Raw genomic sequence first — 16733 nt, 5'->3', positions numbered from 1 at the left:
GCGCATGAGTGACGTATTTGCTGATCGTACCCCTCCGCATAATATTGAGGCTGAACAAGCCGTATTAGGAGCTATTTTTCTCGATCAAGAAGCGTTAACATCAGCTTCGGAAATGCTAATGCCAGAAGACTTCTATCGAACGGCGCATCAAAAAATTTATCAAATGATGCTTGATCTTTCTGACAAAGGCGAGCCAATTGATTTAATTACTGCAACCGCAGCACTTGCTGATCAAAACTTATTAGAAGAAGTTGGTGGTGTTTCTTATTTAGCTGAACTAGCGGAAGCTGTACCGACGGCTGCTAACGTAGGATATTATGCACGTATTATCGCAGAAAAATCGATTTTGCGTCGGCTTATTCGGACAGCAACGCATATTGTGTCGGATGGTTATGAACGAGAAGATGATGTAGAGAGTCTATTAAATGAAGCTGAGAAAAAAATATTAGAAGTATCTCAGCGTACGAATACTAAAGGCTTTCAAAATATTAAAGATGTTCTTGTAGCAGCTTACGATAAAATTGAATTACTGCATAATCAAAAAGGTGAAGTTACAGGGATTCCAACTGGCTTCACCGAGTTAGATCGTATGACAGCAGGTTTTCAGCGCAATGATTTAATTATTGTAGCGGCGCGTCCATCTGTAGGGAAAACAGCATTTTCTTTAAACATTGCCCAAAATGTTGCTACCAAAACGGACGAAAATGTTGCGATTTTTAGTTTAGAGATGGGGGCTGATCAGCTCGTTATGCGTATGCTTTGTGCAGAAGGGAATATTGATGCACAGCGTCTTCGTACAGGAACTTTAACTTCGGAAGACTGGGCGAAACTGACGATGGCAATGGGCAGTCTCTCAAATGCAGGTATTTTTATTGATGATACACCAGGAATTCGTGTTAGTGAAATTCGAGCAAAGTGTAGGCGTTTAAAACAAGAACATGGTCTTGGAATGATTTTAATCGATTATTTACAGCTGATTCAAGGTAGTGGGAAATCTGGTGAAAACCGCCAGCAAGAAGTATCGGAAATTTCCCGTACATTAAAAGGGCTCGCGCGTGAACTAGAAGTTCCAGTTATTGCTTTATCTCAGCTTTCTCGTGGTGTAGAGTCTCGTCAAGATAAGCGTCCGATGATGTCGGACATTCGTGAATCAGGAAGTATTGAGCAAGATGCTGATATAGTAGCGTTCTTATATCGTGAAGACTACTATGACCGAGAAACGGAAAATAAAAATACAATTGAAATTATTATTGCTAAGCAGCGTAATGGTCCAGTAGGTTCAGTTGAACTCGCGTTTGTGAAGGAATTTAACAAATTCGTAAACTTAGAACGGCGTTTTGGTGATGGGCATGCACCGCCAGCATAGTGAGAGTATAAAAAAGAAGCACATTTCTTATAATAAAATGTGTTTCTTTTTTTGTTTGTGAAAAATAATGCTTTCATACATAAGGAGAAATTCTTACGAACGAAAAGGACAAAAGAGTAAAAAATGTTCGTTTTTAAATTGACTTCTCTTTGCATTTTGGTACAATTATATTGTTTGAAAAGTTCGTTTGAAAATTTTGGAGGTGCTTGAATAATGTCTTCAGTAGTAGTTGTAGGAACACAGTGGGGCGATGAGGGAAAAGGTAAAATTACTGATTTCCTTTCTGAACATGCAGAAGTAGTTGCACGATATCAAGGCGGAAATAACGCAGGACATACAATTGTATTTAACGGTGTTAAATATAAATTACATTTAATTCCATCTGGTATTTTCTATAAGGAAAAAATTTGTGTTATCGGAAACGGTATGGTAGTAGATCCAAAAGCTTTGCTTGAGGAATTAAAATACTTACATGACTGTGGCGTAAGTACTGATAATTTACGTATTAGTAACCGTGCACACGTTATCTTACCTTATCACTTAAAGCAAGACGAGTTAGAAGAAGAGCGTAAAGGTGATAACAAAATTGGTACAACGAAAAAAGGTATCGGTCCTGCATACATGGACAAAGCTGCTCGCGTAGGTATTCGTATGGCAGACCTTTTAGATCGTGAGGCATTTAAAGAAAAGCTTGAGCGTAATCTAGCGGAAAAAAATCGTTTATTTGAAAAAATGTATGATGCAGAAGGATTTAGTGCAGAAGAGATTTTTGAAGAATATTTCGGATATGGTCAACAAATCGCACAGTACGTATGTGATACATCTGTTGTATTAAATGATGCATTAGATGAAGGACGCCGCGTATTATTTGAAGGTGCACAAGGTGTTATGCTTGATATCGATCAAGGTACGTACCCGTTCGTTACATCTTCTAACCCAGTTGCTGGTGGTGTAACAATTGGTTCTGGTGTAGGGCCTTCTAAAATTAAACGTGTAGTAGGTGTATGTAAAGCGTATACAAGCCGTGTAGGTGACGGTCCATTCCCAACTGAGCTTCATGATGAAATCGGTAATCAAATTCGTGAAGTTGGTCGTGAATATGGTACAACAACTGGCCGTCCACGCCGTGTTGGTTGGTTTGATAGTGTTGTTGTAAGACACGCACGCCGCGTTAGTGGTCTTACAGACTTGTCTTTAAACTCTATCGACGTATTAACAGGTATTCCGACTGTGAAAATTTGTATTGCATACAAATATAACGGTGAAATTATTGATGAAGTTCCAGCAAACTTAAATATTTTAGCAAAATGTGAGCCGGTATATGAAGAGCTTCCAGGTTGGACTGAAGATATTACAGGCGTAAAAACATTAGCTGAACTTCCTGAAAATGCAAGACATTATGTAGAACGTGTGTCTCAATTAACAGGTATTCCATTAGCTATGTTCTCTGTTGGTCCAGACCGTAGCCAAACAAATATTGTTCGTAACGTATACGGTATCTAATCTTGTCTTTTTCTTAAAAATACGGTATATTAAAAAAGAACCCATGTTAAATGGGTTCTTTTTTCATGTTTTTATAAAAAAATATAAAAAAAGTATTGCACAAATAAAACATTTCATGATATTATAAATCTTGTCGTCACGAAACATGACATTGGTGAACATGAGCCATTAGCTCAGTTGGTAGAGCATCTGACTTTTAATCAGAGGGTCGAAGGTTCGAGTCCTTCATGGCTCACCATTTTATTTTCGTGGCCCGTTGGTCAAGTGGTTAAGACACCGCCCTTTCACGGCGGTAACACGGGTTCGAATCCCGTACGGGTCACTTTTTTTTTGTTTTATTTTGGTCCCGTGGTGTAGTGGTTAACATGCCTGCCTGTCACGCAGGAGATCGCCGGTTCGACCCCGGTCGGGACCGCCACTTTTGTTTAATACCACAATTAGTGGTTTTATATATATGTTTTGGCTCGGTAGCTCAGTCGGTAGAGCAGAGGACTGAAAATCCTCGTGTCGGCGGTTCGATTCCGTCCCGAGCCACTTTCAGGATATTAAGAGGGCCCGCTTAATATCCTTTTTATATTGTACAATTTTACAAATGAGATTAGTTCTTTTAAAATAGAAGGAAGAGAAGCCTCTAGCAGTTGAAGCTAGAGGTTTTTCTGTAAAGAAGGCAATTAAATGTTCAGGAGGAAACTAAAATGATGGGAAAGAAAATTTTAGTCGTTGATGATGAAAAACCAATTGCAGATATTTTAAAGTTTAATTTAGAAAAAGAAGGTTTTGAAATTGTAATGGCTCATGATGGTGATGAAGCCATTGAAAAAGCAAATGAAGAACAACCAGATATGGTTTTATTAGATATTATGTTACCGGGAAAAGATGGTTTAGAAGTTTGTCGTGAAATACGCAAAAATTATGAAATGCCAATTATTATGCTAACAGCAAAAGACTCTGAAATTGATAAAGTCCTTGGATTAGAACTAGGGGCAGATGATTATGTAACAAAGCCGTTTAGTACACGTGAGTTATTAGCACGCGTAAAAGCGAATTTACGTCGTCATCAACAAGGTGGAGCAGCTGAAAAAGAAGAAAATGCAGAGATGGTTATTGGACCGATTGTAATCAATCCCAATGCATATAGTGTAACAAAGCGCGAAGAAAATATTGAGTTAACACATCGCGAATTTGAATTGCTTCATTATTTAGCGAAGCATTTAGGACAAGTTATGACGCGCGAACATTTATTACAAACCGTTTGGGGTTATGATTATTTTGGTGATGTGCGTACAGTAGATGTAACAGTTCGTCGTTTACGTGAGAAAATTGAAGATAATCCAAGTCATCCGACTTTAATTGTAACAAGACGTGGTGTGGGATATTACTTACGCGATCCAGAGCAGGAGTAATCTATGAAGAAAGTTGGTTTTTTTCAGTCTATTCACTTAAAGTTCGTATTAATTTACATGCTATTAATTTTAATGGCAATGCAAATTATTGGTGTATATTTCGTTCGGGAGTTAGAGAAGAATCTTGTGAAGAGTTTTAAGGAGTCATTAACACAGCGAACGAATTTACTTGCTTACAACTTAAAGCAGGAATTTGGAAAAGAAGAACGAGATAAAACAAAAGATCCTTCCATTGAAGAGGCACTGAAAACGAGTATAGAAGATTTTGCTTCTGATCGAAAAGCTGATATTCAAGAGGTTCAAGTAATTGATGAGAATAGTCGTGTGTTAGCAACATCACGTCAATCCAATCAAGGTATTGTCGGAAAAAAAGCAATAGATTTATTGGTAAAGCGAGCCTTGGTACAAGAAAAACCTGTTGACAAAACGGAGATAGACCGTAATACGGGAAATCGTGTGCAAGTTGTTGCTACTCCTATTCGAGAAGCTAATAAGAAACCTTTTGTAATCTATATTGTTGCTTCTATGGAAGATGTTTATAAACAAATGAAGCTTATTAATCAAATCTTTGCAACGGGAACGGTTATCGCATTATTAGTAACAGCCGTGCTAGGTATTTTATTAGCGCAAACTATTACAAGACCAATTTCAGATATGAGAAAGCAAGCCATTGAAATGGCAAAGGGAAATTACTCCCGTAAAGTAAAAGTACATGGTCATGATGAAATTGGTCAATTAGCGTTGGCTTTTAATAACTTGTCGAAGAAGTTACAACAAGCTCGTTCTTCTACGGAGAGTGAGAGAAGGAAGCTTTCGTCTGTATTATCTCATATGACAGATGGAGTAATTGCAACAGATCGAAAAGGAGATATTATCTTATTAAATGATCCGGCAGAAAAAATGCTCAACGTTTCACGTGAAACAGCATTAGATCAATCTATTTTTGAAATATTAGGCATTCAAGAAGAGTATACATTAGATAATTTATATGAAGAACCAGACTCTGTTATATTAGATTTTAGTACAAGAGATGAACCGTATATTTTACGAGCTAGCTTTTCTATTATTCAAAAAGAGAATGGAAAGGTAAATGGTTTCATCGCCGTATTATATGACGTGACAGAACAGGAGCGAATTGAGGGGGAACGCCGTGAATTTGTGGCAAACGTTTCTCATGAACTTCGTACACCATTAACAACGATGCGAAGCTATTTGGAAGCGTTGGGGGAAGGAGCGTGGCAAGATCCGAATATTGCGCCACAATTCTTACAGGTAACACAAGAAGAAACGGAGCGAATGATTCGACTTGTTAATGCACTACTACAGCTTTCAAAATTAGATAGTACAGAATATCGTTTAATGAAAGAATGGGTAGACTTTACACAATTCTTTAGTAATATCATTGATCGTTTTGAAATGTCAAAAGAGCAGAATGTATCTTTTAAACGTTCATTTTCTAAGAGAACACGTTTTATTGAGATCGATGAAGATAAAATTACACAAGTTCTTTATAATATTATTTCAAACGCATTAAAGTATTCTCCAGAAGGTGGAACAATAACATATCGTTTACGGGAAAGAGAAGATATGTTAGAAATAAGCATTAGCGACCAAGGAGTGGGCATTCCGAAAGAGAACGTTGATAAGATTTTTGAACGTTTCTATCGTGTTGACAAAGCGCGTTCACGTAAATTGGGTGGAACAGGATTAGGTCTAGCAATTGCCAAGGAAATGATTCAAGCTCATGGCGGTTCGGTTTGGGCAAAAAGCGAAGAAGGAAAAGGGACGACCATTTATTTCACGCTTCCAATGGAAAAGGAAGAAGAGGATGACTGGGAATGAATATTGAGAACTTAAAGTCAGTCTTGCTAATTAACTTGGTTGTTATTAGCGTATTTCTTACTTTTAATTTATGGACCTATGTGCCTGATTCTAGTAAATTGCAAAATGCAAAATATTTACAAGATAATACAGAAGAAGATCAAAAGAGCCTTGCAAATGTAATTTTGCCTTCTTTAGTTCTTTTTCATAAAGAGAATACGCATCTTGGAAGTGAAAATATAAATAGTATTGACCCATTATACAAATTACTGGAAAAAGGAGAATTGGACGATTTTAAAGATATATCAGATGATATCCCAAAACAGCAATTCTTTTCCTTTGTTCGTGGTAAAAACAAGATTGAAATGATTTTTCCTACACATATACCATTGGATTCCATGAGAGGCGTTTTTTCAATTAAAGAAAAAATCCCAGAGCCATCTAGCTTTAATCATATAATGATTGATCTACAAAAAAGTCGTGATGGCAATATTCCTATCTATTTCATTTCGTATGAACACCGCAGAGTATATCAGATGGTATTAAAAGGAATTATGCTTAGAGAACTTGAAGCGGCACGTGATCAATTTGCAGCAAGTGCGAGGGACTACTCTCAATACGCATTAAGTGATACGAGAGAGATATTTTTACCAGATACAAAAACAGATATGCAGAATATGGGGTATATAGTAAATGATATAACGGAGGATACATTTATAAATGCATTATTTACAGATCCTCGTTATGTAAAAAAAGTATCTGATGAACGTGAAAACACATATACAGATGGAATTCGCCTCATGCAAGTATTAAAGAAAAAGCAAATACTGCAGTACACAAATTCAGCTGTATCAAATCAAGGGCATATATCTGGAAATCCGCTTGCTCAACGCAGTTTCGATTTTATTAATAGTCATGGTGGTTTAACAGGCTCTTATCGTTTTGATTATATGGACTCTAAAAAAGGACAAACAACGTATCGTTTATATGTTGATAGCTTACCTGTATTTAATGAAAGTGGTATGGCAACGTTAGAACAAGTATGGGGGAAGGAAGAATTAATTTCCTATCAGCGCCCATTATTTAAGCTGAACATAAAGTATGGTGATGATCAAACAATTTCTCTTGCAGATGGCAAGACAGTTATACAATCTTTAGAGAAGAATGAAAAAGTAGATATGAAATTAATTCAAGATATTCGATTAGGATATAAGCTTACACCAGTGTCAGGGGCAGACGGGAAAAATATTGCAGCAGTAAATTTAAAACCTATTTGGTATGTTGTTGATGAAGACAATAAAGTGAAAGAGTGGTGCGAAGAGAAAGGGGGAGAGCTCATTGGATTGGAATAGGATTAAAACAATTTTTATTGTTGCCTTTCTCATTTTAAATCTCTTCCTTGTCTTTCAGTTCGTGCAAAAACAACATAGTAATCAACTTGACTATACGACGGAGACGAATATTGAAGAACAAATGAAAGCAGATAAAATTACATTTGAGGATTTTCCAAAAGAACCGACGAAAGATACGTATATTACGGCGAAAAATAGAGTTTTTTCCGATGAAGATATACATCCTTTAAAAAATCAAGCGGTATCTTTACAAGAACAAAATACAATTGCAAGTAAACTTAAAGAGCCATTTTGGAATGCAAAAGCAACAACAAGTGATAACTATAGTGAATTTCTACGTTCTTATGTAATTGATGGACAAAAGTACAGTGCTGCAGGAAAAGCAGAAGGATCGAGAGTGTACTTCTTTCAAAAATATAAGGATAAACCACTTTTTTATAATCAACATGGGATGATCGTTGCTGAACTAAATGAAAAGAAGGAAATTATATCGTATACACAAACAATGCTATATGAATTTAAAGAGATGGGAGAAAAGAATAAAGAATTGGACCTTATTTCTGCTCCCAATGCATTAGAAACGTTGTATAAGAAAAGTAAATTAAAGCAAGGAAGCCATATTAAAGGAGCAAAATTAGGATATGCAACAGTGGTAGCTCCTTCTTCTTCAAATGTACAAGTTCTTGTTCCGACATGGAATTTGTATACAGATAAAACGGACTACTTTGTAAATGCAATAGAAGGACAAGTTATTCAATTAGGTAAGGACAACAAGGACACTGAGCAATGGAGTGAGGGTAAATGAGTTTGCATTTTAGTGTACTTGCAAGCGGCAGTACGGGAAATGCCCTGTATGTAGGGACAGAACGTGAAAAGTTATTAGTAGACGCGGGATTGAGTGGAAAAGCGACAGAAGCTTTGTTTCAACAAGCTGAATTAGATATAAATAGTATATCTGGTATTCTTGTCACACATGAACATAGTGATCATATTAAAGGGCTAGGTGTGTTAGCTCGTAAGTATCATTTACCCGTTTATGCAAATGAGAAAACATGGAATGCAATGGAACACTTAATCGGTAATATTCCAACGGAGCAAAAATTTATTTTCTCGATTGGAGAAGTGAAAACATTTGGAGATATTGAAGTAGAATCATTTGGTGTTTCACATGACGCTGCGGAGCCAATGTTTTATGCGTTTCATCATAACGGAAGAAAGTTAGCGCTTATTACAGATACGGGGTATGTTAGTGACCGAATGAAAGGGACTATTAAGGGAGCCAATGCTTTTGTGTTTGAAAGTAATCACGACGTTGAGATGCTGCGAATGGGACGTTATCCATGGAGCATTAAACGAAGAATTTTAAGTGATGTAGGGCATGTTTCTAATGAAGATGCAGCGCTTGCAATGACGGATGTAATTACAGATGAAACAAAGCATATTTATTTGGCTCACCTTAGTTTAGATAACAATATGAAAGAACTTGCTCGTATGTCTGTTGAGCAAGTTCTTGAAGAAAGAGGACTTGCTGTAGGAGAAGCGTTTCAACTGCACGATACTGACCCGAAAGCGCCAACTAAAATTCAATACGTATAATTCTTCATTTTGGTAAACAATAAAGGGGAATATAAATGCTTTCGGAAGGCTAGGTGAGCATAAATGTCCTTTATTGATGAAGAAGATGTTCAGAAGAAACGAAAAAGAAAGCAAAAGAATAAACATATTTTTATTTCCGGTGTAGCGGGAACTGTCATTGGTGCAACACTATTTGCTTTTGCTATTCCAACGTTTTCAAAATTAGGTTGGACTACAATGAGAGAAACAGAGGCAAGTGAAGAGAAACAGTATATAGCGCAGTCTACTCCTCAAGTTGTGAATACAGGAGAGGGCTTTGTTAAGGCTGTTGATCGTGCTTCAGAGGCGGTTGTTGGTGTTATTAATATTCAGCGTGATAATTTTTCAGAAGCAGATTCAGAAGCAGGAACAGGATCTGGTGTAATTTACAAGAAGGAAAAAGGACACGCATATATTGTAACGAATAATCATGTTGTAGCAGGAGCAAATCGCATTGAAGTAAGTTTGAGCGATGGAAAAAAAGTTCCTGGAAAGATTTTGGGAACCGATGTTGTAACAGATTTAGCTGTCTTACAAATTGATGAAAAATATGCGAAAAAGGTCATTGACCTTGGTGATTCTACGAAAGTAAAACGTGGTGAAGCAGCACTTGCAATCGGGAACCCTCTTGGTTTAGAATTTTCAGGTACTGTAACACAAGGGATTATTTCAGCAAATGAACGCGTTGTACCGGTTGATTTAAATCAAGATGGACATTACGATTGGCAAGTAGAAGTATTGCAAACAGATGCAGCTATTAATCCTGGTAATAGTGGCGGGGCTCTTGTAAATGAAGCTGGACAGCTTATTGGAATCAACTCCATGAAAATTTCTGCAAAAGAGGTAGAGGGAATTGGGCTTGCGATTCCTGTTGCAAGAGCTGTCCCTGTGATGAATGAGCTCGAAAAGTATGGGAAAGTAAGACGGCCTTATGTTGGGGTTGAGCTTAGGTCTTTAAATGAAATTCCTACTTATTATTGGGATAAAACATTGCATCTCCCGGCTAATGTAACGGAAGGTGTATGTATTTTAGATGTAAAAAGTCCATCGCCTGGTAGCGATGCAGGTTTACACGAATATGATGTCATTGTAGAGGTTGATGGAAAAAAAGTTCAGGATATTATTGCATTCCGAAAAGTCCTCTATAATAAGAAAATTGACGATAAGATGACGATTACATATTATCGTGGGGCAAAGCGAGTAACAACAACTATAAAATTAGGCAGTCAGCAGTATTAAAGCAGGAGGTAGCCCCTCCTGTTTTCTGTTGTGGATAAGTGAGGTGAAATTATGAAGTTACCTTGTTGTTTAGAACATGTAGAGTTAGCGTTAGATATCATTGTGGATGAATGTGAAGTAGCTCCAGTTATCCACAATGTGGATAACGAAGAAGATGAGAAAAAAACATGTGAATTTTGTCAAAATAAGGCGATATATGTTGTATCGAACACAGATTCTCACACAATATGTGGATGATGCATGTGGATATGTGGATAACTTTTGTGGATAACGTGTTTGTAAGGTGGGGAATATATGTGAATATCTTAATTATCTCAATCGGAAAGTTAAAAGAAAAATATTTAAAACAAGGTATTGAAGAATACTTAAAACGATTATCTTCTTACGCGAAAGTGGAAGTTGTTGAATTACCAGATGAAAAAGCACCAGAAAATTTAAGTGAAGCAGAAATGCAAATGGTAAAAGAAAAAGAAGGAATTCGTATTTTAGATAGAATTTCTGATGATATGCATGTGATTGCATTAGCCATTGAAGGAAAACAAAAATCATCAGAGGAATTTGCTGCAAGTTTAGACCGTCTTGCTACATATGGAAAAAGTAAAGTGGCGTTTGTTATCGGGGGATCGCTTGGACTAAGTAAAGAAGTGATGAAGCGCTCCAATGAGTCATTGTCGTTCTCGAAAATGACGCTGCCTCATCAGTTGATGCGCCTGGTATTGTTAGAACAGGTGTATAGGGCGTTTCGAATTAATCGTAATGAACCGTATCATAAGTAAATGAGTTTAAGGGTATTACCTGAATGAAAGGGAGAAGAGAAATCAAGGAATAATGATTTCTCTTCTTTTTTATTTTAGGATTTGAATATTGAATTCAATCATCATCGCATTGGCTTCGTTTGCTGCATTTATTTTTACGGTGTTTATGGCAGTCAAAACATTGAGAAAAGGCGTTATCGCTGCATTGTTCTGGACTTCGTTCGCATGGGTTAAAGGCAGGATTAGCTAGAACCTCGTACGGCCTCATCATATCGTAATCTTCATGTTCAAGAATGTGGCAGTGCCACGGATAGGTTCCTGTAAATGGTCCAAAATGTGCAATAATTCGGGCCACTTCCCCAGGATTAGCGCGAACAGTATCTTTCCATCCTCTCTCGTTTGGATCGGGTGGTATGGGCGGTCCGATTTTGAGGTTAGAACCATTTGGATCGCCAGTAAATACAGCACGATTCAAAATTTGAAAATTGACAAGGTGCAAGTGAATCGGGTGAGTGTCTGGTGTCGTATTGTACAGCTCCCAAATCTCTATCGTTCCATTATACGGGGTTTCTGTAATGGGCTGATCCCACTCCATGTTATTTAATAATGGCATAGGGCGTCCAAAATTATCGGTAGCTTCAAGTAAAGTGTTTTTTCGTGTCATTACAGCATCCTGGGGATTCAGGTGTTCCAAGCAACTTAACTTTTCTGGAATTTTGCTTTTGTCAGGCCTGCAGCATGTTTGTTTGACGCGAAATTGCATAATCTGTCTCAAATCTTCAGAAGGACTTTCACCATCAGGGAATGGGGTTGGTGCGTCATTTGTTAAAATAATACTCTGACCATTATGGTTTGAAAAATCGATAATGACATCGGCGCGTTCCGCAGGTGCAAGAATGATTTCGGACACTTGGACTGGTTTTTCTAAAAGTCCTCCGTCCGTGCCAATTTGGACAAAATTTTGCCCAGGGCTTAGCTGCATACGATAAAAACGAGAATTGGAGCCATTTAGGATGCGGAACCGGTATTTTCGTGGCTCAACCTCAAGATAAGGCCATACTTTTCCGTTTACTAAAATTGTGTTACCGAAAAATTCAGGGACGACTGACGGATTTGGTAATGCAGGATCGATTGGTAGAGGTGACTGTGGTGCTGGAGGCGACACATTTCCTGGTTGGGATGGGTAGAATAGTTCACCATTAGCATAGAACGAACGATCTTGGATGACTAGCGGAATTTCAAATTTTCCACTGGGAAGATTCAATTTTTTTTCTTCTTCATCTCTGAGAAGATAGAAGCCCGCAAGACCCGCATAAACGTTCAAACGAGTGATTCCAAGGGCGTGATCATGATACCAAAGTGTTGTAGGACGTTGACAGTTTGGATAATAGTAGACTTCATTCACGAATTCCGGCCCAACATTTTTAAAACCTCTTGTGAACCATGCATCAGGATGTCCGTCACTTTCTGGATGAACCCGACCTCCATGTAAATGGACAACGGTCCTAACAGGAGGTTTATCTGATTCCGCACCATGAACGGTTTGGTCGACAGGCAGCAGGTGTTTAAGGGGCAATTTATTTTTCCATTTTACAAAAATAGGGTGATTTCTTTCTACTTCGAATGTAGGGCCAGGGTACATACCGTTGTAACCCCAGACAGTAGTTGGCGACAAATCACGATGCAATTTTCGTTTGCTTTGCTTCATCGTTACTTCATAGAATGGGATCCCATCACGGGTACCTTCTGGTTTTAAGACAGGAGGAATTGGCAAGACATCTACAAATTTTTTTAAAGACAATTAACTGCCTCCTTTTTAAAGAATTAAATATTGTTTGTTATATAGTATGAATGTAATTTAAGTGAGTATAGGCGAATTTCTAATAGGAGATTAACGAAGAAGGCTGGAATTGTAAACAAGTAATTCGCTGAAGGAAAAAATCTTATTTAAATTAATCACCGGGAATCTTGCCATAAGTAAATGAGGTTCTCGTTGTTTGAGAGAGAAGTTAAAGAAATATCTATATAAACTCATTTTAATTTTTCAAAATATAGATCGCTGCTATGCAGAAAAAACATGACCGCTACTTTCTTTCTCCCTTTGTTTTAAACCTTGCTCGTGGCAGGAACTGGCCCTGACCCTGACCGCTTCTATGCATGGGCCCCCCTAAAAAAGTTTTTATGTCGTTTTTTTAATTGGTATTTATATAATAATTAAGTTAAGTCGTATGGGTTTTTATTACATTTTATAGTTAAATATGTTAAAATAATCTGTGCGTACTGAATCTTGGGAATTTTAAGATATATAAAATGGGGTTTTTTAAAATTAAGGAGTGGAAAAATGGCGCACAATATACCTCTATTGACGATTGTTGTTCCCTGCTACAATGAAGAAGCTACATTAGAGGAAACAACAAAAGAACTGACAAGAATTATGGACGATTTAGTTACAAATAACAAAATAAGTGATGAAAGTATCATTTTTTATGTGGATGATGGAAGCTCTGATAATACTTGGGGCATAATTGAAGAGAAAACAACAATAAATCCGTATGTTCAAGGATTAAAATTAAGTAGAAATTTTGGCCATCAAGGAGCATTAATCGCTGGTTTGGAATCAGCAAGAGAATTTTCAGATTGTGTGATTTCAATAGATGCTGACCTTCAAGATGATGTTAACGTTATATATCAATTTATTGATAAATATCAAGAAGGTTATGAGATTGTATATGGAGTTCGGGATAAAAGAGATACGGACACTAAATTTAAAAGAAATACTGCTTTGTGGTTTTATGGTCTAATGGGAAAAATGGGTGTTAAGTTAGTACCCAATCATGCAGATTATCGTTTAATGAGCAAAAGGGCATTAGACGAATTTATAAAATATCAAGAAGAAAACTTATTTATTCGTGGAATTGTCCCTCTTTTAGGCTTTAAATCTACTAATGTTTATTATGACCGTAAAGAAAGATTTGCTGGTGAATCTAAGTATCCATTAAAGAAAATGATTGCCTTTGCTTTTGACGGGCTCACTTCATTTAGCGTTGCACCAATAAGATTCGTTTCCTATTTAGGATTTTTGATGGTACTTATCGGGATAGGAATTGCTCTTTATACAGTATTTGCAAAAGTGTTTTCATATACAATTAGTGGCTGGACCTCATTAATGCTATCCATTTGGATTGTTGGAGGAGTACAGTTGCTGGCAATTGGAATTATTGGTGAATATATAGGGAAAATTTTCAAAGAAACAAAAAGGCGCCCGAGATATACAATTGAAAAAAATAGTATTCTTGAGAAACAAAAAGAATACGTATCAGACTTGATCAAAAAGTAAATGGAAAGTAAGGAAATTCATCTTCACTTAAAAGTATTTTGAAGTGAGTATTTGTAAAAAATCCTAGTAGTCTAGTATTAGTTCTTTGTTGATGCCATTCGTATATATACAAGTTGAAAAAAATGACATTTCCCTTTTCTTTTAGAGGGAACAAGAGCATCTGGCCATGTATAGAAACGGTTAGGGCACATGCAAAGTTTAAAATAAAAGGAGAAATCCGGATGTTCTACATAGCAGTAACTTATATATTAAAAAATTAAAATAGATATATATAGATTGCATATTCAAAAATGATTACCTAATTTATGAATTTATATCGGTTCTGACTGGGAAGGAATGGTCAATCATAGGCATCCTTACATAAGAAGTTACAGGCTTCTACAAATATTGACGGAGCGAAACAAACTCTTAGGATGAACAAACCTTATAAGTATTTACTAGGAATTATTTTAAGCTATGTCTAACTGAATTTCATCCCCATCTTACTGCTGGGTTATTGCCTAGCGCGTGTCTGAAGATGGGGATGAATTTTTAGGATAGGTATTAAGTTTGATCGGGGCATAAGTTGATGAAATGTTCCCAGCTTTAATTAAATAAGTGAGAGGAAGACTTAAAAGAAATGAAAAAGTCAGTTAGGTTTAATGAGCTCAGGATAAATAAATCATCATTTGAACGACTAAATATCTTTTTGTTTTTTTATTCCTTTATTACTATGTTGTTTTTTACACAGAGTTCTCCATTCTTTGTGTTAAGTGAATGGGTAGACTCTAATGCCTTTTTTACAGTCGGAAAAGGTATGGCTAATGGATTAGTTCCTTACCAAGATCTTTTTGAACAAAAGGGTCCTTTGTTATATGGCTTGCATGCATTAGCTTACTCGTTTTCTCATTCCACTTTCGTTGGAGTATACATACTGGAAAGTCTTGCAATGTTTGCTAATATTGTTTTAGCGTTCAAGATTTCCCGACTTTATTTGAATTGGATGCCTTCTGCTATTATATCCATTTTTTTCCCGATATTAATATTAAATCAACATGCATTTCGTTTTGGGGATAGTGCTGAAGAGTTTTCAATTCCTTTCATAATGACCCTTCTTTATATAATATTTAAATATTTTAAGTATGGCTCTGATTCTCTATTTAAACGGGGAATTTTTCTTCTAAATGGGATTATGATTGCCTGCGTGCTTTGGATTAAATTTACTCTTGTCGGGGCTTGGATTGGATTTTACCTTGCAATTTTATTCATTTGTATAGGTGATAAAAGATGGAAAGATTTGACGAACGCAATTGTTTTCACGTTTGCAGGACTAGTTCTTGCAAGTATTCCATGGTTTATCTATTTTGGTATGAATCATGCAATGCAAGACTTAATAGATGTGTATTTTAAATTTAATCTTGGTACTTATTCGTCACAGGTGGGTACAACTGAAAAACTTATCAATTTTGCATTTACTTTTGGTGATGCATTTAATGGTAATTTCGAAAGTAAAGTGTTGATTATTGTTGGTTTAATTGATTTTATGTTTACATGGAAGTATTTTAAAGATAGAAGCCAAAAATGGTTATTTTTAAGTACTGTCATCTTCTTAATAGTGGGGGTGTACATTGGAGGAAGAGGTTATCCATACTACTTTCTTATTATAACTCCTTTAGGGCTATTTGGATTGATAGCAATCGGTCATTTTATTCAAAGTTCTAATATAAAATCGCAGATTAACCTTGGTAAAAGTAAATGGTTTGCCTTATCAATGATGGCGGTGGCAACAATTTTTCTTTGCTTTGGCTATAATTCAAATATGAAATCTTCAAAGTTCTATCAGAAGGGGCCTCTTGCACAAGAAAAATTTGCAGAAATCATGCATCAAGAACCGAATCCAACATTGTTAAATTATTGTTTTTTAGATGGGGGATTTTACTTAGCAGCAGATATTGTACCGAATATCCGCTATTTTGAAAGACAAAACATTGACTATGATGAATATCCTGAAAATATGGATGAGCAACATCGTTATATAAAAGAGAAAAAGGTTAAATTTGTTGTATTAAGAGTTGATCCAAAAACAATTCCAGATCAACTTGAGGTTCCTTACCTTTATGAAAATTATCGTTTGGTTGCCGAGCAAAATCAATTTGTAGAAGGAACGGAAGCTAAATATTTGCTCTATAAGCAGAGAGATTAGAAATTTGAGAAGCGAGAAGCTGCGTGCGGGCGCTTTGTGACAGGTGGCTTATTCCGCCGCTGTTGCCTGCAACGACGCACATGTATCATAAGGCGTATCCAAATCAAGTGCTGAAGCTAAATTTCTTTCATAAATAATGCAAAAAGGAAGCCTCTCATTAG

At 36.5% G+C, this 16733-nt stretch carries 13 protein-coding genes, 4 tRNA genes and 1 pseudogene; 17 read left to right on the top strand and 1 reads right to left on the bottom strand.

All coding sequences use genetic code 11. The features are described 5' to 3' along the window. Positions 1-4: 4 nt before the first annotated feature. The 14 genes from dnaB (at position 5) to rlmH (ending at position 11074) form a co-directional block, all read left to right on the top strand. Positions 5-1366, top strand: coding sequence for a replicative DNA helicase (gene dnaB / locus MR076_RS15145; protein ID WP_242221970.1), 1362 nt, complete (start codon positions 5-7; stop codon positions 1364-1366). Between the two features lie 213 nt (positions 1367-1579). Then, positions 1580-2869, top strand: coding sequence for an adenylosuccinate synthase (locus MR076_RS15140; protein ID WP_242221969.1), 1290 nt, complete (start codon positions 1580-1582; stop codon positions 2867-2869). Positions 2870-3031: 162 nt separating this feature from the next. Further along, positions 3032-3107: transfer RNA gene (locus tag MR076_RS15135), tRNA-Lys, on the top strand. A 12-nt stretch (positions 3108-3119) separates the two neighbouring features. Beyond that, positions 3120-3191, top strand: a tRNA-Glu gene (locus MR076_RS15130). A 20-nt stretch (positions 3192-3211) separates the two neighbouring features. Continuing rightward, a tRNA-Asp gene (locus MR076_RS15125) sits at positions 3212-3287 on the top strand. A gap of 43 nt (positions 3288-3330) precedes the next feature. Next, positions 3331-3403, top strand: a tRNA-Phe gene (locus MR076_RS15120). Positions 3404-3564: 161 nt separating this feature from the next. Beyond that, positions 3565-4272, top strand: a complete 708-nt coding sequence (gene walR, locus MR076_RS15115) for a cell wall metabolism DNA-binding response regulator WalR (protein ID WP_081904889.1) — start codon at positions 3565-3567, stop codon at positions 4270-4272. Between the two features lie 3 nt (positions 4273-4275). Then, positions 4276-6114, top strand: coding sequence for a cell wall metabolism sensor histidine kinase WalK (gene walK / locus MR076_RS15110; RefSeq protein ID WP_242221968.1), 1839 nt, complete (start codon positions 4276-4278; stop codon positions 6112-6114). Beyond that, entirely contained in the window at positions 6111-7445 is a 1335-nt protein-coding gene (locus MR076_RS15105; protein ID WP_242221966.1) for a YycH family regulatory protein, read from the top strand. Before walK ends, MR076_RS15105 begins: the two co-directional genes overlap by 4 nt. Further along, on the top strand, positions 7432-8250 hold the full coding sequence (locus tag MR076_RS15100; protein ID WP_396021706.1) for a two-component system regulatory protein YycI: 819 nt from the start codon (positions 7432-7434) through the stop codon (positions 8248-8250). The genes MR076_RS15105 and MR076_RS15100 overlap by 14 nt, the downstream gene beginning before the upstream one ends. Further along, complete coding sequence (locus MR076_RS15095; protein ID WP_242221965.1) at positions 8247-9041, top strand: MBL fold metallo-hydrolase; 795 nt, start codon at positions 8247-8249, stop codon at positions 9039-9041. The genes MR076_RS15100 and MR076_RS15095 overlap by 4 nt, the downstream gene beginning before the upstream one ends. Before the next feature lie 63 nt (positions 9042-9104). After that, a complete protein-coding gene (locus tag MR076_RS15090) occupies positions 9105-10298 on the top strand; it encodes a S1C family serine protease (RefSeq protein ID WP_242221962.1) in 1194 nt (397 codons plus the stop codon). A 51-nt stretch (positions 10299-10349) separates the two neighbouring features. After that, positions 10350-10535 (top strand): CxxH/CxxC protein, encoded by a 186-nt coding sequence (locus tag MR076_RS15085; RefSeq protein WP_242221960.1) that lies wholly within the window; start codon positions 10350-10352, stop codon positions 10533-10535. A 59-nt stretch (positions 10536-10594) separates the two neighbouring features. Next, entirely contained in the window at positions 10595-11074 is a 480-nt protein-coding gene (gene rlmH, locus MR076_RS15080; protein WP_242221958.1) for a 23S rRNA (pseudouridine(1915)-N(3))-methyltransferase RlmH, read from the top strand. A gap of 94 nt (positions 11075-11168) precedes the next feature. Here rlmH and MR076_RS15075 read toward each other — a convergent pair whose 3' ends face one another. Beyond that, entirely contained in the window at positions 11169-12854 is a 1686-nt protein-coding gene (locus tag MR076_RS15075) for a multicopper oxidase family protein (protein ID WP_242221957.1), read from the bottom strand. 540 nt (positions 12855-13394) lie between these two features. Here MR076_RS15075 and MR076_RS15070 point away from each other — a divergent pair. The 3 genes and pseudogenes from MR076_RS15070 to MR076_RS15060 all read left to right on the top strand — a co-directional run. Then, positions 13395-14390, top strand: a complete 996-nt coding sequence (locus MR076_RS15070; protein WP_242221954.1) for a glycosyltransferase family 2 protein — start codon at positions 13395-13397, stop codon at positions 14388-14390. Positions 14391-15009: 619 nt separating this feature from the next. Beyond that, entirely contained in the window at positions 15010-16572 is a 1563-nt protein-coding gene (locus MR076_RS15065) for a hypothetical protein (RefSeq protein ID WP_242221953.1), read from the top strand. Beyond that, positions 16573-16709 (top strand): annotated as a pseudogene (locus tag MR076_RS15060) (nitric oxide synthase oxygenase); the annotation flags it as partial. Between the last annotated feature and the right edge of the window lie 24 nt (positions 16710-16733).

Source organism: Bacillus cereus group sp. BfR-BA-01380 (assembly GCF_022663535.1).
GTDB classification, from domain to species: domain Bacteria; phylum Bacillota; class Bacilli; order Bacillales; family Bacillaceae_G; genus Bacillus_A; species Bacillus_A cereus_BB.
Note: the sequence above shows the minus strand (reverse complement) of the source record. Positions and strands in the feature narration are given on the sequence as shown.

Coding starts and splice junctions, on each gene's coding strand:
- dnaB (WP_242221970.1), top strand. CDS start 5: ATGAGTGACGTATTTGCTGATCGTACCCCTCCGCATAATATTGAGGCT.
- MR076_RS15140 (WP_242221969.1), top strand. CDS start 1,580: ATGTCTTCAGTAGTAGTTGTAGGAACACAGTGGGGCGATGAGGGAAAA.
- walR (WP_081904889.1), top strand. CDS start 3,565: ATGATGGGAAAGAAAATTTTAGTCGTTGATGATGAAAAACCAATTGCA.
- walK (WP_242221968.1), top strand. CDS start 4,276: ATGAAGAAAGTTGGTTTTTTTCAGTCTATTCACTTAAAGTTCGTATTA.
- MR076_RS15105 (WP_242221966.1), top strand. CDS start 6,111: ATGAATATTGAGAACTTAAAGTCAGTCTTGCTAATTAACTTGGTTGTT.
- MR076_RS15095 (WP_242221965.1), top strand. CDS start 8,247: ATGAGTTTGCATTTTAGTGTACTTGCAAGCGGCAGTACGGGAAATGCC.
- MR076_RS15090 (WP_242221962.1), top strand. CDS start 9,105: ATGTCCTTTATTGATGAAGAAGATGTTCAGAAGAAACGAAAAAGAAAG.
- MR076_RS15085 (WP_242221960.1), top strand. CDS start 10,350: ATGAAGTTACCTTGTTGTTTAGAACATGTAGAGTTAGCGTTAGATATC.
- MR076_RS15070 (WP_242221954.1), top strand. CDS start 13,395: ATGGCGCACAATATACCTCTATTGACGATTGTTGTTCCCTGCTACAAT.
- MR076_RS15065 (WP_242221953.1), top strand. CDS start 15,010: ATGAAAAAGTCAGTTAGGTTTAATGAGCTCAGGATAAATAAATCATCA.